Annotated in this window: 21 protein-coding genes and 1 riboswitch; of the genes, 8 read left to right on the forward strand and 13 right to left on the reverse strand. The window is 58.5% G+C overall.

The genetic code is table 11. The features are described 5' to 3' along the window. Window positions 1-8: 8 nt before the first annotated feature. The 7 genes from ACFOW6_RS06415 to ACFOW6_RS06445 all read right to left on the reverse strand — a co-directional run bounded on the left by ACFOW6_RS06415 (window position 9) and on the right by ACFOW6_RS06445 (window position 9,222). On the reverse strand, window positions 9-689 hold the full coding sequence (locus tag ACFOW6_RS06415) for a hypothetical protein (protein ID WP_382421516.1): 681 nt from the start codon (window positions 687-689) through the stop codon (window positions 9-11). Next, window positions 620-3,805, reverse strand: coding sequence for an efflux RND transporter permease subunit (locus ACFOW6_RS06420; RefSeq protein WP_382421517.1), 3,186 nt, complete (start codon window positions 3,803-3,805; stop codon window positions 620-622). Before ACFOW6_RS06420 ends, ACFOW6_RS06415 begins: the two co-directional genes overlap by 70 nt. After that, window positions 3,802-4,911, reverse strand: coding sequence for an efflux RND transporter periplasmic adaptor subunit (locus ACFOW6_RS06425; protein ID WP_382421518.1), 1,110 nt, complete (start codon window positions 4,909-4,911; stop codon window positions 3,802-3,804). The genes ACFOW6_RS06420 and ACFOW6_RS06425 overlap by 4 nt, the downstream gene beginning before the upstream one ends. Before the next feature lie 54 nt (window positions 4,912-4,965). Further along, window positions 4,966-5,505, reverse strand: coding sequence for a PadR family transcriptional regulator (locus ACFOW6_RS06430; protein ID WP_382421519.1), 540 nt, complete (start codon window positions 5,503-5,505; stop codon window positions 4,966-4,968). 81 nt (window positions 5,506-5,586) lie between these two features. Beyond that, a complete protein-coding gene (locus ACFOW6_RS06435) occupies window positions 5,587-6,363 on the reverse strand; it encodes a slipin family protein (protein ID WP_382421520.1) in 777 nt (258 codons plus the stop codon). A gap of 32 nt (window positions 6,364-6,395) precedes the next feature. Then, entirely contained in the window at window positions 6,396-7,838 is a 1,443-nt protein-coding gene (locus ACFOW6_RS06440; RefSeq protein ID WP_449267353.1) for an NfeD family protein, read from the reverse strand. A 70-nt stretch (window positions 7,839-7,908) separates the two neighbouring features. Further along, a complete protein-coding gene (locus ACFOW6_RS06445; RefSeq protein WP_382421522.1) occupies window positions 7,909-9,222 on the reverse strand; it encodes an MFS transporter in 1,314 nt (437 codons plus the stop codon). A gap of 175 nt (window positions 9,223-9,397) precedes the next feature. Here ACFOW6_RS06445 and ACFOW6_RS06450 point away from each other — a divergent pair, with 175 nt between their 5' ends. Then, on the forward strand, window positions 9,398-10,384 hold the full coding sequence (locus ACFOW6_RS06450) for a YheT family hydrolase (RefSeq protein WP_382421523.1): 987 nt from the start codon (window positions 9,398-9,400) through the stop codon (window positions 10,382-10,384). A 3-nt stretch (window positions 10,385-10,387) separates the two neighbouring features. On the opposite strand, the gene hemB is transcribed toward ACFOW6_RS06450, so the two are convergent. The 3 genes from hemB to ACFOW6_RS06465 form a co-directional block, all read right to left on the reverse strand. Then, the gene (hemB, locus tag ACFOW6_RS06455; RefSeq protein WP_382421524.1) at window positions 10,388-11,443 is read right to left on the reverse strand and encodes a porphobilinogen synthase; all 1,056 of its coding nucleotides are present in this window, start codon (window positions 11,441-11,443) and stop codon (window positions 10,388-10,390) included. Between the two features lie 147 nt (window positions 11,444-11,590). Further along, window positions 11,591-12,901, reverse strand: a complete 1,311-nt coding sequence (locus ACFOW6_RS06460; RefSeq protein WP_382421525.1) for an O-acetylhomoserine aminocarboxypropyltransferase/cysteine synthase family protein — start codon at window positions 12,899-12,901, stop codon at window positions 11,591-11,593. A gap of 160 nt (window positions 12,902-13,061) precedes the next feature. Next, a riboswitch (SAM riboswitch) is annotated at window positions 13,062-13,140 on the reverse strand. A 21-nt stretch (window positions 13,141-13,161) separates the two neighbouring features. Further along, on the reverse strand, window positions 13,162-14,136 hold the full coding sequence (locus tag ACFOW6_RS06465; RefSeq protein ID WP_382421526.1) for a hypothetical protein: 975 nt from the start codon (window positions 14,134-14,136) through the stop codon (window positions 13,162-13,164). Between the two features lie 396 nt (window positions 14,137-14,532). On the opposite strand from ACFOW6_RS06465, the gene ACFOW6_RS06470 reads away from it, so the two are divergent. The 6 genes from ACFOW6_RS06470 to ACFOW6_RS06495 all read left to right on the forward strand — a co-directional run bounded on the left by ACFOW6_RS06470 (window position 14,533) and on the right by ACFOW6_RS06495 (window position 19,969). Next, a complete protein-coding gene (locus ACFOW6_RS06470) occupies window positions 14,533-15,606 on the forward strand; it encodes an enoyl-CoA hydratase/isomerase family protein (protein WP_382421527.1) in 1,074 nt (357 codons plus the stop codon). 256 nt (window positions 15,607-15,862) lie between these two features. After that, window positions 15,863-16,333: a MarR family winged helix-turn-helix transcriptional regulator gene (locus ACFOW6_RS06475; protein ID WP_382421528.1), complete on the forward strand. Its 471-nt coding sequence runs from the start codon at window positions 15,863-15,865 to the stop codon at window positions 16,331-16,333. A 179-nt stretch (window positions 16,334-16,512) separates the two neighbouring features. Further along, the gene (gene yajC / locus ACFOW6_RS06480) at window positions 16,513-16,956 is read left to right on the forward strand and encodes a preprotein translocase subunit YajC (protein ID WP_382421529.1); all 444 of its coding nucleotides are present in this window, start codon (window positions 16,513-16,515) and stop codon (window positions 16,954-16,956) included. Between the two features lie 61 nt (window positions 16,957-17,017). Next, entirely contained in the window at window positions 17,018-18,583 is a 1,566-nt protein-coding gene (gene secD, locus ACFOW6_RS06485; protein ID WP_382421530.1) for a protein translocase subunit SecD, read from the forward strand. 15 nt (window positions 18,584-18,598) lie between these two features. Continuing rightward, window positions 18,599-19,561: a protein translocase subunit SecF gene (gene secF, locus ACFOW6_RS06490; RefSeq protein WP_382421531.1), complete on the forward strand. Its 963-nt coding sequence runs from the start codon at window positions 18,599-18,601 to the stop codon at window positions 19,559-19,561. Window positions 19,562-19,594: 33 nt separating this feature from the next. Then, on the forward strand, window positions 19,595-19,969 hold the full coding sequence (locus tag ACFOW6_RS06495; protein WP_382421532.1) for an Mth938-like domain-containing protein: 375 nt from the start codon (window positions 19,595-19,597) through the stop codon (window positions 19,967-19,969). Window positions 19,970-20,045: 76 nt separating this feature from the next. On the opposite strand, the gene ACFOW6_RS06500 is transcribed toward ACFOW6_RS06495, so the two are convergent. Then, window positions 20,046-20,261 (reverse strand): hypothetical protein, encoded by a 216-nt coding sequence (locus tag ACFOW6_RS06500; RefSeq protein WP_382421533.1) that lies wholly within the window; start codon window positions 20,259-20,261, stop codon window positions 20,046-20,048. A gap of 180 nt (window positions 20,262-20,441) precedes the next feature. After that, on the reverse strand, window positions 20,442-21,041 hold the full coding sequence (locus tag ACFOW6_RS06505) for a superoxide dismutase (RefSeq protein ID WP_382421534.1): 600 nt from the start codon (window positions 21,039-21,041) through the stop codon (window positions 20,442-20,444). A 214-nt stretch (window positions 21,042-21,255) separates the two neighbouring features. On the opposite strand from ACFOW6_RS06505, the gene ACFOW6_RS06510 reads away from it, so the two are divergent. After that, window positions 21,256-22,107 carry a phytoene/squalene synthase family protein gene (locus ACFOW6_RS06510; protein ID WP_382421535.1) on the forward strand — a complete coding sequence of 284 codons (852 nt, stop codon included), beginning with the start codon at window positions 21,256-21,258 and terminating at the stop codon, window positions 22,105-22,107. Between the two features lie 3 nt (window positions 22,108-22,110). On the opposite strand, the gene trmFO is transcribed toward ACFOW6_RS06510, so the two are convergent. Continuing rightward, window positions 22,111-23,466, reverse strand: coding sequence for a methylenetetrahydrofolate--tRNA-(uracil(54)-C(5))-methyltransferase (FADH(2)-oxidizing) TrmFO (trmFO, locus tag ACFOW6_RS06515; protein ID WP_382421536.1), 1,356 nt, complete (start codon window positions 23,464-23,466; stop codon window positions 22,111-22,113). Between the last annotated feature and the right edge of the window lie 34 nt (window positions 23,467-23,500).

Below are 23,500 nucleotides of genomic sequence, written 5' to 3' on the forward strand. Positions count from 1 at the left end.
TGGAAGGGTTACCGGCTGGCCGTTTTCCCGGGAGCAAGAGCTTCCTCTGCCAGGTCGAAGAAGGGTTTGAATTCCAGAAGCACTGCACTGAGCGCGGCAATGATGCTGACGGGTGTGAGTCCTTGGGGCGGCACCACTTCTGCCAGCAGACGCACATCCTGATCGTCTATAATGGCAAAGTGTCCCTTGGACAGTCCGCCTGTAGCAATTGCCAGATGCTTCAGGAAGCGCCGTGCCTTCGCGGATTCGGCCGTGAACGGCAATTTGCCGAGCTCCCCGACAATCTTCAATACGGGATCGTCAGTGGTCTTGCACTCGCAGGCGAAGGGCATGCCGCGATGAACGAAGCTGAAAGTGAGGTCCGCACCTTTGCGACGCCTGCGAATTTCTCCGCTTTCGGAGAGTTCCACATGATGTAGCTGAAGAGGAAGCTCCTCGTCCCGGCTGATTTCCAGGGCCAGGCTGACCTTGGCGTCTTCGCTCTGCTGGTCGTAGTCTGAATCTACGGTCTGTCTAACACTGCTTTCGCTTGCCATCGCATGACTTTCACAAGAATCCGTCGGATCACGGCAGTCTGGCAGCAAACGGTTTAACACCGCGTTAAATGGAGCGGTCTCGCTCAGTTCTGTTTGCTGAATCGTGCGATTGAGCGGCTGGAATGCTTCTTTTGGCGACGGCGGCTCCACCATGCAGCAATGTTCTCCCGGAAGAGGAGGGCACTGGGTGTTACAACCAGTGTCAGCAACGTCGAGAAGGTCAACCCGAATACGATGGCCGTCGCAAGCTGTGTCCACCACTGCGACGAGGGTGCGCCGACGCTGAAGGTGCCATTCAGAAGGTCGATGCTGGCGGCAAAGACCATGGGCAGCAGTCCGAGGATGGTCGTGATCGTGGTCAGCATGACCGGTCTGAAACGCTGGGCACAGGTCCTGAGGATTGCATCCAGAGGTGTTCCGGCCTCGAGCTTGATGCGGTCAAAGGTGTCGATCAGGATGATGTTGTTGTTCACGACGATGCCCGCCAGGGCAATGACCCCGATACCGCTCATCACGATTCCAAAGGGTTGGCCGGTAACCAGCAGGCCAAGCATGACCCCAATCGTGGAAAGGATCACAGCCGTAAGGATCAGAAAGGCGCTGTAAAAGGAATTGAACTGCGTGACCAGGATGATGGCCATGAGAAAAAGGGCCACAGCAAAAGCCTTGACCAGGAAATCCTGCGCTTCGCGCTGTTCCTCGTCTTCGCCGGTGAAGGTGATGTTCACTGCCGGATCGAGATCGGCGTCCTCCATCCACTGTCGGATCTCCTGAACCTTGGTGTCTGGCAGGATCCCAGGTTCTACATCGCTGCGAATGGTCATGGTCCGATTGCCTTCCACACGCCGGAGCAGAGAGACTTTCGGAGCAGGCTCGAGATTCACGAAGTTGCTGACCGGAACCAGGCCGGCATCGGTTTCCACCCGGATATTGTCGAGTTGCGAGATATTTCGGCGCTCGCGCGGGTAGCGCACGACAATGTCGATCTCCTCGTCGCTTTCATCCGTCCTGTATGTCCCGATTTCCAGTCCCTTGGTGGCCATCTGAACGTAGGAACCGACCAGCGTCACGTCGGCACCGAATTTTGCCGCCTGCGCACGGTCCACGGTCATTTCCCATTCAATGCCGGGCAGCGGCTTTCCGTCCTCGAGGTCCACGAAGCCGCCGATGTCCCGCATGGCGCCGACAATCCGGTCGATGACGGGCTCGATCCGCGAAGGATCCTGGGAAGAGACGCGGATCTGGACAGGCTTGCCCACGGGGGGGCCGGCTTCCTGCTTGCGAAATTCGACCGAAATGCCTGGAATATCTGCCGTTCTTTGGCGCAAGTCGGAAATGATTTCGTTAGCGCTGCGCCGGGCAAACCAGTCCACGAACTCCAGTTGGATGCGACCGATCAGGTCCTGGGGTTCGGAGTCGTCCTGCCGGCCGGCTGTGGTCAGGGTCTGCGTATAGATGGAATGGAATTCACCCTTTTCCTCCGCGAGTTGCAGAATCTCCTCTTCCACCCCGGCAACCAGTTCGTCGCGTTCATGGATCGACATGTTGCCGCGTCCGTGAACCCAGACGGACAGATTGTCCGGTTCAACCTCCGGGAAGAATTCCACGCCCTTGCCGAAAGCAGCGTAGCTGGCTTGCGCGGCGAACAGTACGACAACGGCAGCCAGCAGGACCTTGCCGGGATGGCGAAGGGCACGGCGCAGGAAGTTGATGTACCGGCCCGTTGGCCCTCCGAGAGTCTCCAGATCTTTCCTGTCGCCGGAGGAAAGGGCCCGCATCTTCTTGGTGGAGGCAGTCTCTCCCGGCTTGCCGAAGCGCGACCCAAGAACCGGAATGAAGATCAGGGCCATCAGCAGGGAGGCCGTGAGCGTAGCCAGAAGCGTGATGGGCAGGTACTTCATGAATTCGCCCACCGTTCCCGGCCAGAAAACCAGTGGCAGGAAGGCGCTCAGCGTTGTGGCGGTCGAGGCGATGATCGGCCAGGCCATGCGCTTGCTGGCCAGGGCATATGCCTCTTCCCTGGGCAGCCCCTCCACCATCTTGCGATCGGCGTACTCGGTCACCACGATGGCGCCGTCGACCAGCATGCCGACAGCCAGGATCAGGCTGAAGAGAACGACGATATTCACGGTGAAGCCCAAAAGGCCCAGCACAAGCATGCCCGTGAGGAAGGAGCCGGGAATGGCGACGCCGACCAGACCGGCTGAACGCAGCCCCATTGCGGCTACGATCACGATCATGACCAGCAGGACGGCCGTCAGCACGTTGTTCTGAAGGTCCGAGAGCATCGTGCGGATGTCCGTGGACTTGTCCTGATTGTAATTGACCTGGATTCCTTCGGGCCAGGCCTGTCGGCTCTGATCGACAACCGCTTTGACCTGCTCGATGGTCTCGATGATGTTGGTGCCGGTGCGTTTGGATATCTCGATCGCCAGGGCAGGCTTGCCATTAACCCGCACGATGTCGCTGGGGTCGACAAAGGTCGGTCGTAGCGAGCCTATGTCGTCGAACGTGACCACGGAATCACCGCTGGTCTTGACCGGCATGTTGAGGATGTCCTCGTTGGACTCGAAAAGCCCCGGGACCTTGATCGGAAAGCGACCGGCACCGGTGTCCATTTCCCCGGCCGCAACCACACGATTGGAGCGATCCACAGACTGCAGGACCTGCTGGGCATCCAATGCATAACTGTCGATCATCATAGGATCGACCAGCAATTCGATAAGTTCGTCGCGATCTCCTCCAATCTCTGCCTCCAGCACATTGGGCAGGCCTTCGAGATTGTCCTGCAGCCGACGTGCGATCTGCAGGAGGGTGCGCTCCTGAACATCGCCCGAAAGGGTTACGACCAGAATCGGAAACAGACTGAGATTGACCTCGGAGACGCGTGGTTCCTCTGCATCCTCGGGCAGTTCCGCCCGCGCTATGTCGCTCTGTTCGCGGACATCGGCCATGGCTTCATCGACATTGAAGCCGGCTTCGAATTCCAGCAGCACGAAACCGCCGCCCAGGAACGCGGTTGAGCGCATCTCCTTGACCCCCTCCACGGAGGAGAGTTCCTGTTCCATGGGCTTGACCAGAAGACGTTCCGCGTCCTCGGGTGAGATGCCGGTCTGGATCAGCGACACGTAGATGATCGGAATATTGACGTCCGGCTCGGCTTCCTTGGGGATGGTTACATAGGTATAGAAGCCGGCGAGCAGCAGCAGGACCAGAGTTGCGACAATGGTCCTGCTGTGTGTCAGGGCGGCATTGATCAGAGCTTTCACGGGTGCTGCTCGTCTGGAGAGGTGCTGCTGACGCCTTCTTCGCCCTCGGAAACGGGAATAACCTCCTGACCGTCACGCACGAATTCCTGTCCCACGGTGATCAGGGTGACTTCCTCCGGCAATCCGGCGATCCAGGCACCGTCGCTGCCCTGGTGAATGATATCCACTTCGTGGAACTTGACCTTTCCGTCCTCGACGGCGCGGACGCCCAGCAGCCCCTCATCCGTCAGGGTCAGGATTGCGGGAGAGATCCTGTGTGCGTTGACTGTTTCCCGCGGCAGGAAGAGTTCTCCCGTGATACCGGCGGGAATGTCGTACTCGTGGTTCGTGACTTCCAGTTCCAGACGGAAGCTCCGGGTATCGGAATTCGCGGACGAGGCAATGTAGCGTATCCGTCCTTCCAGTTCCCGACCATCCGGCAGATGGACGTATCCCGGGCCTCCGGTCAGGAGGCCGGGGCGCTGCTGCTCGTTGAGCATGGCCACGAAGATGATGGGATCGAGGTCGATGACTTGCGCCACCTCCTGACCGACATCGACATAGTCACCCAGTTCTGCATCGCGGGTTTCCAGGATACCGTCGAACGGGGCCTCTATGGTCAGCTGCTCTACCTGGATTTCCGCACGCCGTTCGGCAGCAAGGGCCTGGTCATAGGCCGCGCGAGATTCGGCAAATTGCGTTTCTGCCCGGAACCCCTGGTCCTTGAGGCGTTTAGCCGCCTGATACTCCAGGCGGCGTTGTGCTGTTCTGGAACGGGCTTCCTCCAGGGCTACCCCGCGGTCCTGTTCCGCGATGCGCAGGAGGGTCTCGCCAGCCGAGACGCGACTGCCCTTGGAACCAGGCAACTCCTCTACAGGACCGGCCTGTTCGGCTCTCAGGTTGACGATGCGGTTCGCTTCGCTGTGACCGGTAACCCGAACCTCCTCCACGTAGGGGCGCGCATTCAGCGTACGGACCTGGACACGCTGGATCTCGGCCGTCTCGCTGATCTGGGCAGGATCCTTTTCCAGTTCCCGGGAATCACTGTCCTGGAGCAGTGTGCCGGTAATCACCCATAGGGTGGCGGCAACGGCAATGAGTCCGGCCAGCAGGTACGAACGCGTCATCTTTCGGCTCCACTTGAACTGCTCGCCGCCCCGGAACAGGCCTGTAACAGCATCCTAGATTTCTTTCCCCTGCCGTACCGCTGCTTCGGCTTCCAGCCAGCTGCGGTTGTCCATAAGGTATTTGAGTGCATTTTCATAGTAGAGAAGGCCATAGCCGTGGACAAAGTGTCGGCCCGCCGTTTCAGCCGAAAGATCGCAGGCTTTCATGCTCTCTACGCGTGCTTCCAGTTCGGCGATGCGCTCGTCGAGAAGCGCACTTAGTCTGTCCAGCGGCAACAGTTCGGCATGGAAGACAAGGAACAGGAAATCCGATCTGAAGCGATCCTGTGCCGGCGATTGCAGTAGGTTTTCCTGCAGGACAGCCCGGCCGGCGTCGGTGATGGCATAGACCTTCTTGTCCGGCCTCTTCTTCTGTTCGTGGGCGCGGACGCTCACATGGCCGGCGGCCAGCAACCTGTTCAGGGCAGGGTAGATGGAGCCGAATCCCGTTTCCTGGAAGATGCGATAGGGCATTTCCTCCAGCGTCTTCTTGATCTCGTATCCGCTGGCAGCACCCTTTTGCAGAATGGTCAGGCAGAGCGTACGTGTATCCATGGCTGCAGATCAATCATCCGGTGATACGCATATATCAAATTGATATATGCGTTGCCAGATGAAATCCGCAACTCTGACCGATCAGTCCGTCTTGATCTGACCGCCCTTCAGAAAGGACTGCAATGTGGAGGCCATGTCGATCGGGAAGGGAAATACAATGGTTGAGCTCTTGTCTCCGGCGATGTCGTGCAGGGTGGACAGATAGCGCAGCTGCATGGCTTCGGGTGCACCTCCGAGGATATGGGCGGCATCGACCAGCTTTTGTGCGGCTTGCTGTTCGCCTTCCGCGTTGATGATCTTGGCGCGCCGGACACGTTCGGCCTCTGCCTGCTTGGCGATCGCCCGTACCATGCTTTCGTCGATATCGACGTGCTTGATCTCGACGTTGGCGATCTTGATCCCCCAGGCATCGGTCTGGCTGTCGAGAATCTCCTGGATGTCGTTGTTCAACTTGTCGCGTTCGGCCAGCATTTCGTCCAGTTCATGCTTGCCCAGCACAGAGCGAAGCGTGGTCTGGGCGATCTGGCTGGTAGCCTGCATGAAGTTTTCCACCTGGATCACTGACTTGGACGCCTCGACCACCCGGAAGTAGATGACGGCATTCACCTGCACCGAAACGTTATCCCGAGAGATGACGTCCTGACTGGGCACATCCAGTACGAGCGTACGTGTATCCACACGAACCATCTGCTGGATGAAAGGGACCAGGATGATCAGGCCGGGACCTTTCACACCGGTATAACGGCCCAGGGTGAAGACAACTGCGCGATCATATTCCCGCAGAATACGGATGGAGGCTGCCACCAGAACCAGCAGCAGGACAACCAGGATGGGATAGATGATGAGATCGAGAGTCATGGTTTCAACTCCTGATCAGGACAGAACCGATATCACGTATCAGCGTCTACTGGCCTGACTTTAATGGTGAGACCGTCAAGGGAGACAACCTCGACAGCCTGTCCCTTCTTGAGGGATTCTTCTGCAACGGCTTTCCAGCGTTCCCCGTGAACAAAGACATAACCCTTGTTACCTGTCCACTTCAGGACTTCTCCGTGTTGACCGATCATCTCCTCTGCGCCGGCTTTGACTGGTTTGCGATGAGAGGCGACTGCCATGCGCAGTATGATGATGAGCAACAGGACGCTGATCGTCGTCATGATGCCCAGAGTCCAGGGCGATATTTCATAACCAGGCATGTCTGAATCGAAGAGTAGTGTTCCTCCCAGGACGAATGCAACGACTCCGCCGATCCCGAGTGCGCCGAAGGAGGGCGCGAAGGCTTCTCCGACCATCAGGGCGAGCCCCAGGAGAAGAAGGGCGAAGCCAGTGAGGTTGACCGGCAGAACGGCCACGGAATAAAGCCCGAGAAGCAGACAGATCGCCCCGACAATGCCGGGGAAGAACATGCCGGGATTCATGAACTCGAAGATCAGTCCGTAAACCCCCAGCATAAGCAGGATCAGCGTCAGGTTGGGATTCGTGATGATGGCAAGCAGCTCAGTGCGCCAGTCGGGCTGAATTTCCTCGATCTCAACATCGGATGTGGAGAGTCGGGTGCGCCGGTCATCCGGAAGGGCGACGAATTTCCCGTCGATCTGTTCCAGAAGGCTTTCGAGGGAGCGTGCCTCTATATCGATAACGTTCTCCTCCAGCGCTTCGCTGTTGGACAGGCTTGCCGCCTGGCGCACGGCCCTTTCGGCCCAGTCGGCATTGCGTCCGCGAAGTTTGGCAAGTGCACGTATATAGGCGACGGCATCCTCCATGGCCTTCACCGAAGCCGTGTCCAACTCCTCCGAGGCCGGCTGTCCGTTCTCTTCGTCTGTCTCGGCTTCCTCGCCTTCGGAAGCCTGCTGTTCCTCGCTGCCGCCGCTACCCGTTCCGGGTATAGGAAGGCCGCCCATCTTGATCGGAGTTGCCGCACCGAGGTTGGTTCCCGGTGCCATTGCGGCGACATGGGCAGCGTAGAGAATATAGGTTCCCGCGCTTGCCGCTCGCGCACCACTCGGGGCGACATAGACCGCGACGGGGACCGGAGAATTCAGAATCTCCTGAATCATGTCCCGCATGCTGCCATCCAACCCACCAGGAGTATCGAGCCGCAGGACCATCAGCTCCGCATCGCGCTCTCTGGCCATGGTTAGTCCCTGCGAGAGGTATTCGGCACTGGGAGGGCCGATCGGGCCCTCATAGTTCAGGACAAGGATCGTGGAACGGGCGCTCGATGCCTCCTGGCCGGGGGCAGGGGGATGCCACAGGAGAAACAGACCCGACAGCAGCATGGAAAGAAAGAAAAGCACTCTCAGGGGTTTGGAGAAGAAACTTGCCGATAACATCCTGCCGTTTGTCCGTTCCGCCGCTGTGGTGAGTGACGTCAGTGTGTCACAGATGGCCCGTATTTCGCATTCACTTCCGCGCACGGAAATGAAGTGATGGTTGTCTCGGATCCTTGACGCCCATGAGCACCAGCAGGCCGACTAGGAAGAAAACGGCGATCGTGGCCATACCGGCACGCTGGCTGTCGAAGATATCCGTGACCAAGCCAAGTACCGCAGGCCCAACGAAAGCGATTGCCTTGCCTGACAGGGAATAGAGGCCAAACATTCTGGCCTCCATGCCTTCCGGTGCGATCTGGGCCATAAGCGCGCGACTCGCCGATTGCACGGGCCCGAAGAAGCACCCTATTGCAGCGCCAAGGACCCAGAAAACGGTGATGGACTGAGTTACGATCAGTAGCACGCCGATGATAATGAGCGCTACGAGGGAAAGCATGATGATCCTCTTGCTGCCCAGCTGTTCGTCGAGCATGCCAAGGGTGAATGCCCCGATGCCGGCGGATATGTTCAGGACGATGCCGAACAGCAGAATTTCTTCGAATTCCATGCCAAAGGTTCCCGCGGCATAGATGGCGCCGAAGGCAAAGAGGGTCGTAAGCCCGTCATTGTAGATCATGCGCGCAATCAGAAAGCGGGCCACATTGGAATAGCTGCGAATGTTCCTCAGCGTTTCCAGAAGGGTCCGGATGCCGCGGCGCGTAGCCTGACCGAGCGGCAGGTTGTGCGAGGGCCGATCTGGCACCAGAAAAAAGAGAGGAAGGCTGAAGAGTACCCACCAGCCTGCCACGATCAGCGTCGAAATCCGCACATGCTCACCGCTGTCCTTGTCCAGTCCCAGCCACGGCGTTTCAGGCTGTACGAAGAGCACCAGGATGAGGCTGAGAACCGTCAGTCCGCCGGCATATCCAGCGGCCCAGCCAAGCCCCGAGAGGCGGCCGATTCTGTTCATGGGAACCAGATCCGAGAGCATGGAGTTATAGAAGATCTGGGTGAATTCAAAGGTTGTTGCGCTGATGCAGAAGAAGATCAGGGCCCAGACGACCCAGGCCGGGTCCGGGCGCGTGAACCACAGCAACGCACAGGCACTCACGCAGCAAAGGGAAAAGAACAGGAGCCAGGGCTTCCGGCGTCCGCCTTCGTCACTGATGGCGCCCAGTATCGGACTGCAAAGGACAATCAGGACGCCGGCCACACTGAGCGCATAGCCCCATAGCGTGGTGCCTTCGGTGGGTGAGGCTGCAACAGCTTCTGTAAAGAAGGTCGCGAATATGAAGGTTTCTATGACAGTCGGATAGCCTTGATTGGCCCAGTCGAAAAGACACCAGGCGCCCTGCGCCATGCGCGAGGATTTCGGGCTGCTCTGGATTTCGTTTCCGGCGGTCATCAGATATCCCGCTGAGAATGACTGGGAAAATAGGGAGGGACTTCACCTTGTGCCGGAAAAGGAGTTGCAGGGAAAAGAGACTATTCTGTGATCTGTCCGTCGAAGTAAAGCCGGCTATATTATGGAGTTTGAGAAACCCATATCCTGTCTCACGACCGAGGTATCTTCGACAACCATGAAACTCCCATTCTTCGAGCCGCGTCCACCCTGGCTGGGAGGGGACCTGCAGACCGTCAGGAACATGATTGTCAGGCCAGTGGCCAGGCTGACGGACTGGCCCCAGGAGCAGCTCGCGTTCGAGCAGCAGGATGGAGACTGCCTGCTGGGTACGCTTGGCCGTGGGAGTCCTGAGTCGACGCGCCCGCTCGGTGTCCTGCTGCACGGTCTGACCGGCAGCGAGGATTCGCTCTATGTTCGCAACACGACGCACTACTTCCTGAAACACGGCTGGGACATATTGCGACTGAACCATCGAGGCGCCGGACCCTCAGGCGTATTCTGCCGACAGTCGTACCATGCAGGGCGCAGCGAAGACCTGCGGGCTGTACTGGGGCAGCTCCGCGAGAAGCTCCCTAACCTGAAAGAACGGGGTGTGTTCCTGATGGGATATTCCCTGGGCGCCAACATGGCCTTGAAGTTTCTGGGGGAAGGGGACTTTCCGCTGCCGGTTCGTTTCGCGATCTCCGTGTCTGCCCCCATTGATCTCATGCAGACGCAGCAAGCGATCATGAAACCGCGCAACCGCATCTATCACCGTTACCTGCTCGACTGCATGCGGCGGGAAGTCCTGGCCAGTGCGCAGCCGGAGGAGGTGAAGGATCGTCGTCGACTGAAGCAGTTGAAAAGCGTCTGGGAATTCGACGATACACTGACCGCACCGCGCAACGGTTTCCGGGGGGCTGAAGATTATTACAGGCAGAATTCGGCACTGGGTTATCTCCCCCGGATCGACGTGCCGACGCTCATGATGCATGCGGCCGATGATCCCTGGATTCCCGGAGGACTTTACGAGGAGGGGAATTGGAGAGAGAATCCTGCACTGACCGTATACATGCCTGCCTCCGGTGGGCATGTCGGTTTCCATGGCCGGGACAGCATGGTGCCATGGCACGACCGCAGCGCATTGGCATTTGCCCAGGCGATGCAGAATGAGATCGCGTAGGCCTCAACCGGCGTGCAGCTTTTCCGCAGCCTGGGGAGCGAAATAGGTGAAGATGGCATCAGCCCCGGCTCGCTTGAAGCACATCAGGGACTCCATCATGGCCGCATCTCCGTCCAGCCAGCCGTTTCTTCCGGCAGCCTGGATCATCGCGTACTCACCGCTGACCTGATAAGCGAAGGTCGGAACGGCAAACCTCTCCTTGACGCGCTGGAGAACATCCAGATACGGCATTCCGGGCTTGACCATGACCATGTCGGCCCCCTCGGAAAGGTCCATTGCGACTTCTCGCAGGGCCTCGTCGCTGTTTGCCGGGTTCATCTGGTAGGTCTGCTTGTCTCCCACCAGTTTCCCGCCCGAGCCGACGGCGTCGCGGAACGGGCCGTAGAAGGCGCTGGAATACTTGGCCGCATAGGAGCAGATCTTGACGTCCTGCAGGTCGGCCTGGTCCATCGCACAGCGGATTGCGCCCACACGCCCGTCCATCATATCGGAAGGCGCGATGATGTCACAGCCCGCACGGGCCTGGACGATTGCCTGCTGACAGAGGATGGCGATGGTTTCGTCGTTCAAGACGCGGCCGTTGTGAACCAGCCCGTCATGTCCGTTTGCATTGAACGGATCGAGAGCCACGTCGCAGATGATGCCAATCTGGGGCACCACTTCCTTGATGGCAGCAACGGCACGACAGACCAGGTTGTCGGGATTGACCGCTTCGGTGCAATCGGGATTCTTCCGGTCTTCGTCGATGCAAGGGAAGACGGCCAAGGCCGGAATGCCCAGTTGCTGCGCGTATCCAGCGGCTTCGACCGCCTCGGAAACCGTCAGACGATGGACCCCAGACATGGAAGCTATTTCCCTGTCGCTATTCTCATCCTCGCGCAGGAAGATTGGCCAGACCAGGTCGGCTACGCTCAGACGAGTCTCGGCCACCATGCTGCGCACCCAAGAATCCGTACGATTCCGCCTGGGGCGCAGCAGAGGGTAGGTCCCGGTTGAAAGGCCCAGTTTCTCGCCGCTCTGGCCATGAGCGGCAGGATCACGCGTGTGACGCTCTGACATCGATCTTTCCGAATTTGTTTCCGGCAGTCTAAATCCCAGAGCAGAAGGCAACAAGCTTTCCCAATTGCCAACAGGCATGCCGAAACGACGAGGGCGGGCAGGAAAGGTTCCCGCCCGCCCAAGTGACGGTCTTCCCGGTCTCGAGGGTCAGGTCATCGCTTTGCTGGCAGCTGTCAGACCCCGGTCGAGATCGGCCAGGATATCGTCGATATGCTCGATCCCGACGGAGAGGCGCACATACCCCGGCGTTACACCGGAGCGTATCTGGTCCTCTTCGCTCAGCTGGGAATGTGTGGTCGTGGCCGGATGAATGGCGAGGCTGCGTGCGTCACCGATATTGGCCACATGGTAGAAAAGCTCGAGGGAATCGATGAACCGCCGCCCGGCTTCCGTGCCCCCTTTCAGCTCAAAGCCCAGCAGGCCGCCCTTGCCACCTTGCAAGTACTTGTCGGCGCGCGCGCGCTTTTCCGGATCTTCGTTGATCGTGGGGTAGATGACGCGAGAAACCTCGCTGCGGTCCTGCAGGAACTGCACGACCTCCGCGGCGTTGCGGCAATGCTCGCGCATGCGCAGCGGCAGTGTCTCCAGTCCCTGGATGAACTGAAAGGCATTGAAGGGACTCATGGCGGCGCCAAGGTCCCGCAGCAGTGTCACGCGCGCCTTCAGGATGTATGCGATCGGGCCAAGCGGCTTGGCTGCCTCTGTCCAGACAGCGTCGTGATAGCTGGGGTCGGGCTGGTTCAGCAGCGGGAAACGCTCGGTGTGCTTTTCCCAGTCGAAGTTTCCGCCATCGACAATCAGGCCGCCGATGGAGGTGCCATGGCCACCGATATACTTCGTGGTCGAGTAGACCACGATGCTGGCGCCATGCTCGATCGGACGGCAGAGGATGGGGGCGGCTGTATTGTCCATGATAAGCGGAACGCCCAGATCCTGTCCGATAGCTGCCACCTCGGCGATCGGGAAAATCTCCAGCTTGGGATTGGGGAGTGTTTCCGCGTAATAGGCGCGCGTCTTGGAATCGGTTGCACGCCGGAAGTTCTCGGGATCAGATGGATCGACGAAGCGCACCTCGATGCCCTGCTGGGGAAGCGTGTTGGCAAAAAGATTCCAGGTGCCGCCGTAAAGGTCGGTAGAACTGACAATATTGTCACCGGCCTGGGCAATATTCTGAATGGCGATGGCCGAGGCCGATTGGCCCGATGCTAGGGCTAGAGAAGCGGCACCTCCATCAAGGGCCGCCACGCGCTGCTCCAGAACGTCGCAGGTCGGATTCATGATCCGGCTGTAGATATTGCCCAGTTCCTTGAGCGCGAAGAGGCTCTCCGCGTGCGTTGTACTCTCAAACTGATAGGACGTCGTCTGATAGATCGGAACGGCGACAGCGCCCGTTGCCGGGTCTGCACGGTAGCCGGCATGCAAGACAATGGTTTCTGGATTGTGGGATGAGCTGCTCATGGAATAAGGCCCTCTATGGTTGGTGTTGTCCCGGATATCCCGGAGAGGGGCCACAGTCTGTGACGCTTTAGCTATTTGATCACCCGGAGCAAGCTGCCCCTCAAATCACCGGGAGCTGATTGGTCAGCCAGACCTTAAAACAAAAACCGCGCCGGCCAAAGCGGGAGCGGTTCCGTTCGCTTTAGCTGCATTTTTGAAGCGCCCGCAAGCTGATTAGTCAAATCGGCGCCTGCTAAGTGATTCCCAAAGAAGGCGCCTTGTCAAGCCATCTGTGTCCGGGAGAGGTCGGTGGAAATTGTGTCGCCAGCCCCAGACGTGGGAATCGCAACTGTATCGAGAGCACAGCAGACTGAAATCAGGAACTCTTCGCCGACAGGGGTTGTGAAAGGCAGTAGCAGGCGCTCACAGCTGATCCAGTGTCGCATGTCATTACGGGAGTACGTGGCGCGCAATCTGTCGTACCGTGGATTGCCAGAGGCCAGCACGGTCTCGTAAGCTTCACAGATCGGGTTCTGCGGTGTTGCATGGTCGGGATCCAGGCCGCAGTTGCGGCCGATGAGTTCCGAGGTCTGCTGGTGACCATAGGCTTGGGCAAACAGGGACGATCCGCCGATTCTGGCGTAGACAAGCTGGCCCGTCTCGTCACGACGATAGAGTATCATGTCCTCCAGAAGTTCGGGAGATTCGAAAAAGGCCAACAGGCTCTGTTCGGGAGCCGCCTTCCAGGACTCCCAGAGCTGTAGAGCTTGGCGAATCGGGTACTGAAGCTGTTCTCTATCCAATTTCTGCAGATCGATCGGATGAATCGTGGGGCCTTCGAAAGGTGCTACGTGGCGATAGGCTTCGGTTTCCAGAAGTCTTTCGAGAGCGGATGCAGCATTTGGAAAGCGTTCCCTGCACCAGCCACCATAACAGTAGTGCAGAACGATCTCTCGCCCCTGCTGTGGACGGTCGAGAAAGGTCTTGGCTTCCTCAAGACAGGTAGGTTGTACGTTCTGAACGTCCCATTCGACAATGGTCTCTGTCGCGCGGACGTCGATACGAATCATGCCTAGCCAATCGTACAGGAATGAAAGCGCCTCAGAATGGGAAGTGGCTGGGTCGCGCTGATGAGGAAGTTCGCTCTCATCATCAACAGGACGCCAGTTACCCTCGTCATCGATCCACCATGCGCTTGGCGATTGCCCGGACATATCCGGAATGTCTGATGAAGTTACAATACAAGGATCACTCACGGAATATTCTCTCTATAGTGGAAACTCTCTTCTTGTGCGCATTGAATAACTTTAGAGGTATGCTGGGCAACTTCACAGGAAGAGTTTCAGTTACACAACGTATATCTTAAGTATATGTAAGGCTGATCTCTCATTCACATTATAGGTGTATAATATAATTCACATTCCCGCATATAGGGCATGCATCATCCTCCGAGTTCTTGGGATCGGCCTGCCGTTCTTTCATGCAAGTTCTGCTCTGCATTATTTCATGTCTCCCGCGCGTTCGATTGAAAGGGATGTTTGTTCCATGGCAGGACATGGGGAGAGAGGATTTGACCTGCCTTGTGGAGGGCGTTATCTGCCTTTCCGATCGCTGCCATCCGGAATGAACATCAAAGGAACAAAGGAAAGAAGATGACAGGGGACCCGGATATCCGATTTGAGCGCCTGGGCAAGGTTGCCTGCGTTACTCTTGACCGGCCCAAGGCCCTCAATGCCCTGACGCTTGGAATGATCCGTGCCTTCCAGCCCGTTCTGGAAGACTGGGGCAAGGATCCAGACGTTCAGGCCGTTGTGATCCGGGGCAGTGGCCCGAAGGCCTTCTGTGCCGGGGGTGACGTGCGCGCGGTTTGCGAAGCGGGCCTGGAAGGAGGCGAACTGACACGGATTTTCTTCCGTGAGGAGTATATTCTCAATCGCACGATCAAGCGGTTTCCCAAGCCCTTCATAGCACTGCCTGACGGAATCACGATGGGTGGCGGCATGGGGCTTTCCGTTCACGGGCGATATCGTGTGGCCACGGAAAAAACCGTCATGGCGATGCCGGAAACGGCCATCGGCTTCTTTCCCGACGTTGGCGGCTCCTATTTTCTTTCCCGATTGCCGGCACCCTTCGGGGCATACGTCGCGCTCACGGGGGCCCGCCTGAAAGCTGCCGATGCGCTTTATCTGGGGCTGGCAACGCATTACATGCCGTCAGAGCGTCTCGAAAGCGTGCTCGAGGAATTTGCGCGGCTGGATGTCTCTGAGGAGGAACCCTGGCATTGGGACGCCAAGATTGCTGAGATACTGGACACCCATTCAGAAACGCCGGGAGCTGCGTCTCTGGAAGCCGAGCATGCGCGGATCAAGCGGCATTTTGCACATGAGAGTATCGAGGGGATCTTGGACTCTCTTGCAGCGGAGGACTCGGATTGGGCACGAGAGGTCCGCGAGAGCCTGGAACAGCGTTCGCCCACATCCCTGAAAATCACCATGGAACAAATCCGGCGTGCAGCGGATCTCGATTTCGATGCCTGCATGCGGATGGAATATCGCATGAGCCAGGGCTGTATGGCCGGACATGACTTCTACGAAGGCATTCGCGCTGTCCTCATCGACAAGGATCATGCTCCTGACTGGAGGCCTTCCACCGTCAGGGAGGTTTCCCCGGAAATCGTGCAGGCGCATTTCGAATCTCTCGGTTCATTGGAACTCGTGTTCGATTGAGCATATTTGTGTAAGGACAGAGGCTTGGCACACACTTTTTGTTAAGACGGTAGAGAGATAATCAGACTATTTCCTCACTCACCGGAGATGTGAGTGGGCAGCCGACAAACAAACGTTCCGGTAGAGTATTTGTGCTTTAACTTCTGCATGAAACGTGGGATTTACTCTCAGGATTTTTTATAAAGCCAGATGGTTTAAAAACCCCGTCAAAGTTCCCAAGTAGGATCGCTTGACTGTAGAACTAGGAGATGTCCCTGTGAAAGCTGCGTATCTGGACATGATCCGCATGATAGAGAGGCTGCATCGGCAATGCCTCGAGCTGGTCAAGGCTGAGATCGAGCGTGAAGGAATCCGTGATCTCAATAACGTGCAGGCCCTTATCCTTTTCAACATCGGGGAAGGAGAGGTCACTGTCGGCGAGTTGACCCAACGCGGATACTACCTTGGCTCAAATGTGTCCTATAACGTCAAGAAACTGGTGGAAAACGGTTACCTGGTCCAGGAGCGTTCTCCGCATGATCGCCGCTCTACCCACGTGCGGGTCAGTGATAAGGGACTGGCTATCTACAAACACATGGACCGCCTCTTCGAACATCATGCGGAAGCAATGAGCGAGGCAGGCCTGAGCGAGGAAGACCTGAACGGCGCAAGTGACATCCTCTCCCGATTGTTGCGCTACTGGTCCGGTCCGGAGCATTTCTCCGGTCGGGGCTACCCGGGAGCCTGAGCGGCACGTTGGCGTTCCGGGAGCGATGGTTCTGCTCTGAAGTGCGTGCTTTGCGAGATACGCTGCTGGTTCTGCCGGCTATCATTGCATTTCGTGCGTTCACGACTATAGTCCGCCCATTCGCGTGGGCCACCGTCTGTTTCGGTTCCGGTCCTGGAAGCCAATTCTGAGGAGAAAGCATGTTCGTTTCCCCGGCCTATGCACAGGGTGCCGCTGCCGAAGGCGGAAATCTCCTGATGTCCGTCCTGCCGTTCATCCTGATATTTGTCATCTTCTACTTCCTGCTGATACGTCCGCAGCAGAAGAAGATGAAGCAGCACCGCGAGATGATCCAGTCGCTGGAGCGTGGTGATCGCATCGTCACATCCGGCGGTATCGTCGGGCAGATCATCAAGGTGACCAGCGACTCCGAAGTCGAGGTCGAGATCGCGCAGGGCACGCGCGTTCAGGTCATGCGCCAGACGATTACCGAGGTTCTCGAAAAGGGAGCGCCCATTCGCAGCTCCTCCAAGGAAAAGGGCAGCCGTGGCAAGCAGAGCCAGGCCAAGAAGGCTGAACCCGATGAAGCCGAGGCGGAGAGCGAAGCCGACGCCGAAGAGCCGAAAGCCGAAGAAAAGCAGTAAGCCCCCGGGTTCCCGCCAGGGGCCTGTCGCCTTGTTTCCCGTCCTCGAGAGCACTTGAGCCATGGTCCATTTTTCGCGCTGGCAGCTGCTGTTTGTTGTTGCCGTGCTATTGCTCGGTATCGTGTTTGCGCTGCCGAATGTCCTCTCGCGCCAGATGCTGGACAGCTTGCCGGATTGGGTTCCCAACGAACAGATCAATCTCGGCCTCGATCTCCAGGGCGGCTCTCATCTTTTGCTTGAAGTCGATGTTGACTCCGTCTTCGAGGAACAGCTCGAGGGGCTTCTGGATACGGTTCGCTCGGAATTGCGGAGCGAGCGCATAGGCTACACCGATCTGGCGGTTCGTGGAGACGAGGTGACGTTTAACCTGCGAGATCCTTCGCAGGCCGATGCGGCGCGCGAAGCCCTGTCCAATTTCCTCGGCAACGCCGAATTCGATATCAACGAGGAGGGCGAAGCCAGTATCGGGCTGACGGATCAGGCCAAGGCGGAGCGGTCGAGCAACGTTGTCCAGCAATCCATTGAGATCGTCCGCCGACGCATCGACGAGACGGGCACACGCGAACCCGCGATCCAGCAACAGGGTGAAGAGCGTATCCAGGTCCAGTTGCCGGGTGTGGACAATCCGGAACGCATCAAGGATCTCCTGGGACGGACGGCGAAACTGACATTCCATCTGGTGGATACGGATGCATCCCCGAATTCCGACAGCATCCCCGCCGGATCGGAGGCCCTGCCCTCTCAAGAGGCCGGACCTGATGGCGAGCCGGTCGAGTATGTCGTCCGTCGCCGCGTGATGGTCAGTGGGGACAACCTGACCGATGCCCAGGCCACCTTCCAGGAAGGACAGCCGGTGGTGTCCTTTTCCTTCGACTCGGTGGGCGCCCAGCGGTTCGCCGATGTGACGAGCGAAAACGTCGGCCAGCCCTTCGCCATCGTGCTCGATGGAAAAGTCATAAGCGCGCCCGTGATCCGCGAGCCGATTACGGGGGGGCGCGGTGTCATCAGCGGCGATTTTACCACTCAGGAAGTGCAGGACCTTGCCCTGCTGCTGCGCGCTGGCGCCTTGCCGGCCGAGTTGACCGTTATCGAAGAACGCTCCATTGGGCCGGGCTTGGGTGCGGATTCCGTGCGGGCCGGAGAGATTGCCTCGATTCTGGGACTGGTTGGTGTCGTCATATTCATCATGCTGGCCTATGGACTGTTCGGAACCATGGCCAGCCTTGCGCTGGCGAGCAATATCATCCTGATTATCGCCGTACTTTCAGGATTACAGGCAACACTGACCCTGCCGGGCATTGCCGGTATCGTCCTGACGATCGGCATGGCGGTGGACGCGAATGTGCTGATCTTCGAACGTATACGCGAAGAGGTCAGGAATGGACGCGGACCTGTCTCGGCCATCGACACGGGATACCGTCAGGCCCTGTCGGCCATCATCGACGGAAACGTCACCACCCTGATTGCGGCAGTTCTGCTCTTTGTCTTTGGAACGGGGCCCATCAAGGGATTTGCCATTACCCTGGCGATCGGTCTGGTGACCTCGATGTTCACGGCGATCATGGTGACGCGCGCCATGATCATTGGGTGGCTGCGTCACCGCCGCCCGAACCAGCTGCCAATCTGAAAGAGCGAACACCTCATGGCTCTCATCCGCTTCTTTCCCGAAAAGCCGAACCTTGATTTCCTCAAGACGAGGCGTATCACGCTGGCAATTGCCGCGCTGATCCTGACCGGTTCGATGGTCTGTTTCGCGGCGATCGGTCTCAATTTCGGTATCGACTTCCGCGGCGGCACCCTCATCGAGGTCGAAACCGATGGGCCGGCCAATTTGCCGGAGTTCCGCTCGCGTCTCACCGCACTGGACCTTGGCGAGGTAACGATCCAGGAATTTGGCGAGCCCAATAATATCCTGATCAACATACAGCGCCAGGAAGGCGATGCAGAGGCACAGCAGGAGGCCATCGAAGAGGCCAAGGCCGAAATCGACGATATGGTCGTGTCATATCGCCGAACGGAGTTCGTTGGCCCGAAGGTGGGAGAGGAGCTGAGAGAGGCCGGCACCCTCGCCACCCTCCTGGCGTTGCTGGGCATCGCCGTTTATGTGTGGTTCCGCTTCGAATGGCAGTTTGCGGGTGCGGCGTTGCTGGCCCTGGTACACGACGTCATCGGAACCATCGGTTTCTTCACCGTGACCCAGATCGAGTTCAATCTGGCAACCTTGGCGGCGGTCCTTACGATTGCGGGTTACTCGATCAACGATACCGTGGTGATTTTCGACCGGGTTCGGGAATCCGCGCGCAAGTACAAGTCTCTTCACGTCACTCAGGTTCTCAACAAGGCCCTGAACGAAACGATGGCGCGAACCCTGATGACGTCGCTGACAACCTTGCTGGCCCTGTTATGCCTCTATTTCTTCGGTGGAGAGGTTATCCGCGGTTTCACGGCGGGCCTGATCTGGGGCATTGTGATCGGCACCTTCTCCAGTGTGGGTGTTGCTGTCCCCCTGTTGTACTATATGGGGCTCAAGAACGAACCGAGCGGCAGCAATACGCAGGATGATACAGGGCGAACGAAGGCCCAGGAAGGCGTGCCGCAGGTCTAGCGTTCTCAGTCGGAACCGACGAGGAGACGGGTTATGGATGTCACGCCACTCGTTCCCCAGGGGCGGCAGGTCATCGAGGCCTATGGAGACAACGGGTTTCGGATCTCGGGCGTGCGTTATGACGGTTCGGTGCTGGTGCTGCCCGACCGGACACTGAACTGGGCGGTTGCGACCAGCGAGGATATTACCGCCGAAAGCCTTGTTCCCGTGACAGACCACGAGGAAACCGAGCTTCTCCTGCTCGGTTTCGGAAAGCGTCCGGTCATGCTGTCCCAAGCGTTCAGGGACACGCTGCGCAGCAAAGGGGTCTCCCTCGAACCCATGGATACGGGGGCCGCCTCACGCACCTACAATGTGTTGCTGGCCGAAGGGCGCCGTGTGGCCGCCGCGCTGATCGCGGTCGAGTAAATGCTTGGGCGTACAGACAGGCGATAACCGAGCTTGCCGTTCTGTCTCATGGGCATGTGATCGTCGTAACGGGCGCTCAGTGGTTCCTGCGGTCGAAGATCAGCATGACGGATCCGATCACCAACAGGCCGAATCCGATGAAGGGAGAAATGTTGATTCTCTCTTCCTCTTCGGCGGTTGCCGTGATCGGGCCGACATCGAGGACTTCCTTCTCCTCGGTGAGGGGGATGTAGGGGAGAACCAAGGTCACCAGCCCCGCAATGATGAGAACAATCGCCACAACCCGAATCATATGCACGAGGTATCTCCCTTGTCTGTCTTGTGCAGCTCGCAATTTTCCCTGAGGGAAACTCCATTCCCTGCAGGCGAAAGCGGTTCTTGTCCCTCATAAACAAATTGAGCCTGACGAAACAGGCAAAAAAGAAGGGCTGCATCAGGGCAGCCCTTCCTCTTTTCGCAACTCTCGGTGACCTCAGGCTTTCGAAAGGTTCTCGTTCACGAAGTCCCAGTTCACCAGGTGGTCAAAGAAGGCCTGAACGAAATCGGGACGCCTGTTCTGATAATCCAGGTAATAGGCATGCTCCCATACGTCGATGGTCAATAGCGGCGTCTGGCCGTCATAGACCAGCGGGGTGTCCGCATCGTCGGTGTTGACGATTCTCACCTTGCCGCCCTCAAGGACGAGCCAAGTCCAGCCGCTGCCGAAGTTCCCCGCAGCCGAGGCCTTGTAGTCCTCAACGAACTTCTCGGGCGATCCGAAAGCCTCCTCGATCTTGGCGGCCACATCCCCGTTGGGTTTCCCGCCGCCGCCGGGCTTCATGCAATGCCAGAAGAAGGTATGGTTCCATACCTGGGCCGACTGGTTGAACAGCATCTTGTTGTTGGACGATTTGGCAGCCTTGACGACGTCTTCGATGGACTTGCCTTCCAGTTCAGTCCCGGACACCAGCTCATTGGTCTTCGTTACGTAAGCCTGATGATGCTTGCCGTGGTGGAAGCTGAGCGTGCGCTCGGAGTAATAGGGTTCAAGGGCATCCTGGGCATAAGGCAAATTGGGAAGCTCGAAAGCCATTGAGTCTCTCCTTCTTATTGAATTTGAAAAGCCGATCCGATCACTGTCGGCCCCGGCGTGCGATGTCCCTTATCAGACAAAGATAGGTATTCTCGTGCGAATGTGAACAGAAGGATCGCCTGGGGCAAGTCGGAAATCGAGCGGAATTCTTCAAGTGGCCTATAGACTTATGCCGGAACTGGAAGCTGCGGGATGAGCGTGATAGACCCACGTCATGAAACCCGAGAGTGCTTCCAGTTATTGTCTCGAGAGGGTGCGCCGTCATGATTATGCGCGGTATCTGACCACCCTCTTTTCTCCTCCTGAGCAGCGCGAACTTCTCTGGGCGCTGTACGCCTGGAACCTTGAGGTTGCGAAGACTGCGGAAACGGTCAGCGAGGCGACCCTCGGCGAGATCCGGCTGCAGTGGTGGCGCGAGGGCCTGGAAGGTTTGTGGCAGGGCAATACACGCTCCCATCCCGTGCTGGAGGTGCTGGAAGGGGGACGAGACCGGCTGGCTCGGACGGCGGAGTCCTTCGAGCGCATCCTGGAAGCGCGGTCCTTCGACCTGGATCCGCAGCCCCCGGCCGATCTGGCTGAATTGGAGACATATGCCGAAGCCACGGCCTCGGAGCTACTCTATATCGCACTGGCTGCATTGGGAGAGCCGCCAAGCGAGCAGGAGCGACAGGTCGCGCGTCACGTCGGCATTGCCTGGGCACTGACGGGATTGTTGCGGGCGGTGCCTTTCCATGCGCGACAGAAGCGGCTCTATCTGCCCGAAGACCACCTGACCGTCGCAGGCGTGAAGCGCAGCGATCTATTCGAATTGCGTGGATCTGACCAGATATCCGGCGTGGTCATGCGTCTTGCCGAACGCGCGCGCGAACATGTGGAGGAGGCACGTCGCCATCGCGGAGCAATTGTTCGCAGTCGGCGCGGCCCCCTGTTGCTCGCCGGCCTGAGCGACCTCTATCTCAAGGCCCTGGAGCGCGCGGATTACGACCCTTTCGCTCCGAGCCTCGCCAGGCAGGAGGGAAAGGGGGTCTGGAAGATCACCTGGAATGCCTGGCGCGGCCGGTTCTGAGTCCTACTCAGCGGCCGCACGGGTATTTTCAAGCCAGGTGTCCAGGTCCTTCAGGGCGCGGGCAGCCATTGCCGGCTTCCGGTCCCTTTTCTTGAGTTTCTTGCCGTTCTCCGCAGCCGGGGCAGGCGGCAGCAGGCCGAAGTTAATGTTCATGGGCTGGAAGGTCTCCGCTTCCGCGTCCCCGGTGATATGGGCCAGAAGCCCGCCCAGTGCCGTGCTGCGAGGCGGTGGAACAATGTCCGTCCCAAGCTTCTCCGCCGCTGCGAAGCGCCCTGCGAGCAAGCCGATGGCAGCCGATTCCACATAGCCCTCCACCCCCGTGATCTGGCCGGCAAAACGCAGATAGGGTGCCTTGCGATGACGCAGCGTGGCGTCCAAGAGGCGCGGAGAATTGATGAAGGTATTGCGGTGCAGGCCGCCAAGGCGTGCGAACTCCGCCTGTTCCAGCCCGGGAATCATGCGAAAGATCTCGGTTTGCACGCCGTACTTCAGCTTGGTCTGGAAGCCGACGATATTGTAGAGCGTGCCCAGCGCGTTGTCCTGCCGCAGTTGCACCACGGCATAGGGGGTCTCATTCCTGTTCGGGTCGTGCAGGCCCACCGGCTTCATGGGACCATAGCGCAGCGTTTCGGGCCCGCGTTCGGCCATGACCTCGATGGGAAGGCAGGCCTCGAAATAGGGCGTATCCTTCTCCCATTCCTTGAAGGCTGTTTTCTCGCCCTCGAGCAACGCGTTGATGAAACGCTCGTACTCGTCCTTGTTCAGGGGGCAGTTGATGTAATCCTGACCGTCACCCTTGTCGTAGCGGGACTGGAACCAGGCCTTGGAGAAATCAATGGATTCCTTGTAGACGATCGGTGCGATGGCGTCGAAGAAGGCCAGGGCTTCCTCGTCGCTGAGGCCACGTATGCCCTCGGCCAGGGCATCCGACGTAAGGGGGCCGGTCGCAACGATCACGGAGCCCCATTCCTCGGGCGGAAGCCCCGGGACTTCGCTGCGGTCGATCTCGACCAGCGGCTCCGCTTCGAGTGCAGTCGTGACGTCTTCCGAAAAGCCATGGCGATCCACGGCCAAAGCGCCGCCTGCCGGCAGTTTATGACGATCCCCCATGGCAAGAACCAGGGAGTTGCAGCGACGCATCTCCTCATGCAGCAGGCCGACGGCATTGTTCATGACATCGTCCGAGCGGAAGGAATTGGAACAGACCAGTTCAGCCAGCGAGTCCGTGTGGTGGGCATCGGTTTTCCGGCTGGGGCGCATTTCATGAAGCACCACCGGAACCCCGGCGCGCGAAATCTGCCATGCGGCTTCACTGCCGGCCAGGCCGCCGCCGACGATATGTACGGGTTCTTTACTCATACCCGACAAATAGCGAAGCTGCGTCTTCGTGACA

The organism is Fodinicurvata halophila, assembly GCF_042651425.1.
Lineage (GTDB): Bacteria > Pseudomonadota > Alphaproteobacteria > Kiloniellales > DSM-21159 > Fodinicurvata > Fodinicurvata halophila.

What these genes read in the sequence shown, in the direction of transcription:
- ACFOW6_RS06415 (WP_382421516.1), bottom strand. Translation starts at nt 689, where the DNA reads ATGGTGGAGCCGCCGTCGCCAAAAGAAGCATTCCAGCCGCTCAATCGC.
- ACFOW6_RS06425 (WP_382421518.1), bottom strand. Translation starts at nt 4,911, where the DNA reads ATGACGCGTTCGTACCTGCTGGCCGGACTCATTGCCGTTGCCGCCACC.
- ACFOW6_RS06430 (WP_382421519.1), bottom strand. Translation starts at nt 5,505, where the DNA reads ATGGATACACGTACGCTCTGCCTGACCATTCTGCAAAAGGGTGCTGCC.
- ACFOW6_RS06435 (WP_382421520.1), bottom strand. Translation starts at nt 6,363, where the DNA reads ATGACTCTCGATCTCATCATCTATCCCATCCTGGTTGTCCTGCTGCTG.
- ACFOW6_RS06440 (WP_449267353.1), bottom strand. Translation starts at nt 7,838, where the DNA reads ATGTTATCGGCAAGTTTCTTCTCCAAACCCCTGAGAGTGCTTTTCTTT.
- ACFOW6_RS06445 (WP_382421522.1), bottom strand. Translation starts at nt 9,222, where the DNA reads ATGACCGCCGGAAACGAAATCCAGAGCAGCCCGAAATCCTCGCGCATG.
- ACFOW6_RS06450 (WP_382421523.1), top strand. Translation starts at nt 9,398, where the DNA reads ATGAAACTCCCATTCTTCGAGCCGCGTCCACCCTGGCTGGGAGGGGAC.
- hemB (WP_382421524.1), bottom strand. Translation starts at nt 11,443, where the DNA reads ATGTCAGAGCGTCACACGCGTGATCCTGCCGCTCATGGCCAGAGCGGC.
- ACFOW6_RS06460 (WP_382421525.1), bottom strand. Translation starts at nt 12,901, where the DNA reads ATGAGCAGCTCATCCCACAATCCAGAAACCATTGTCTTGCATGCCGGC.
- ACFOW6_RS06470 (WP_382421527.1), top strand. Translation starts at nt 14,533, where the DNA reads ATGACAGGGGACCCGGATATCCGATTTGAGCGCCTGGGCAAGGTTGCC.
- yajC (WP_382421529.1), top strand. Translation starts at nt 16,513, where the DNA reads ATGTTCGTTTCCCCGGCCTATGCACAGGGTGCCGCTGCCGAAGGCGGA.
- secD (WP_382421530.1), top strand. Translation starts at nt 17,018, where the DNA reads ATGGTCCATTTTTCGCGCTGGCAGCTGCTGTTTGTTGTTGCCGTGCTA.
- secF (WP_382421531.1), top strand. Translation starts at nt 18,599, where the DNA reads ATGGCTCTCATCCGCTTCTTTCCCGAAAAGCCGAACCTTGATTTCCTC.
- ACFOW6_RS06495 (WP_382421532.1), top strand. Translation starts at nt 19,595, where the DNA reads ATGGATGTCACGCCACTCGTTCCCCAGGGGCGGCAGGTCATCGAGGCC.
- ACFOW6_RS06500 (WP_382421533.1), bottom strand. Translation starts at nt 20,261, where the DNA reads ATGATTCGGGTTGTGGCGATTGTTCTCATCATTGCGGGGCTGGTGACC.
- ACFOW6_RS06505 (WP_382421534.1), bottom strand. Translation starts at nt 21,041, where the DNA reads ATGGCTTTCGAGCTTCCCAATTTGCCTTATGCCCAGGATGCCCTTGAA.
- ACFOW6_RS06510 (WP_382421535.1), top strand. Translation starts at nt 21,256, where the DNA reads ATGAAACCCGAGAGTGCTTCCAGTTATTGTCTCGAGAGGGTGCGCCGT.
- trmFO (WP_382421536.1), bottom strand. Translation starts at nt 23,466, where the DNA reads ATGAGTAAAGAACCCGTACATATCGTCGGCGGCGGCCTGGCCGGCAGT.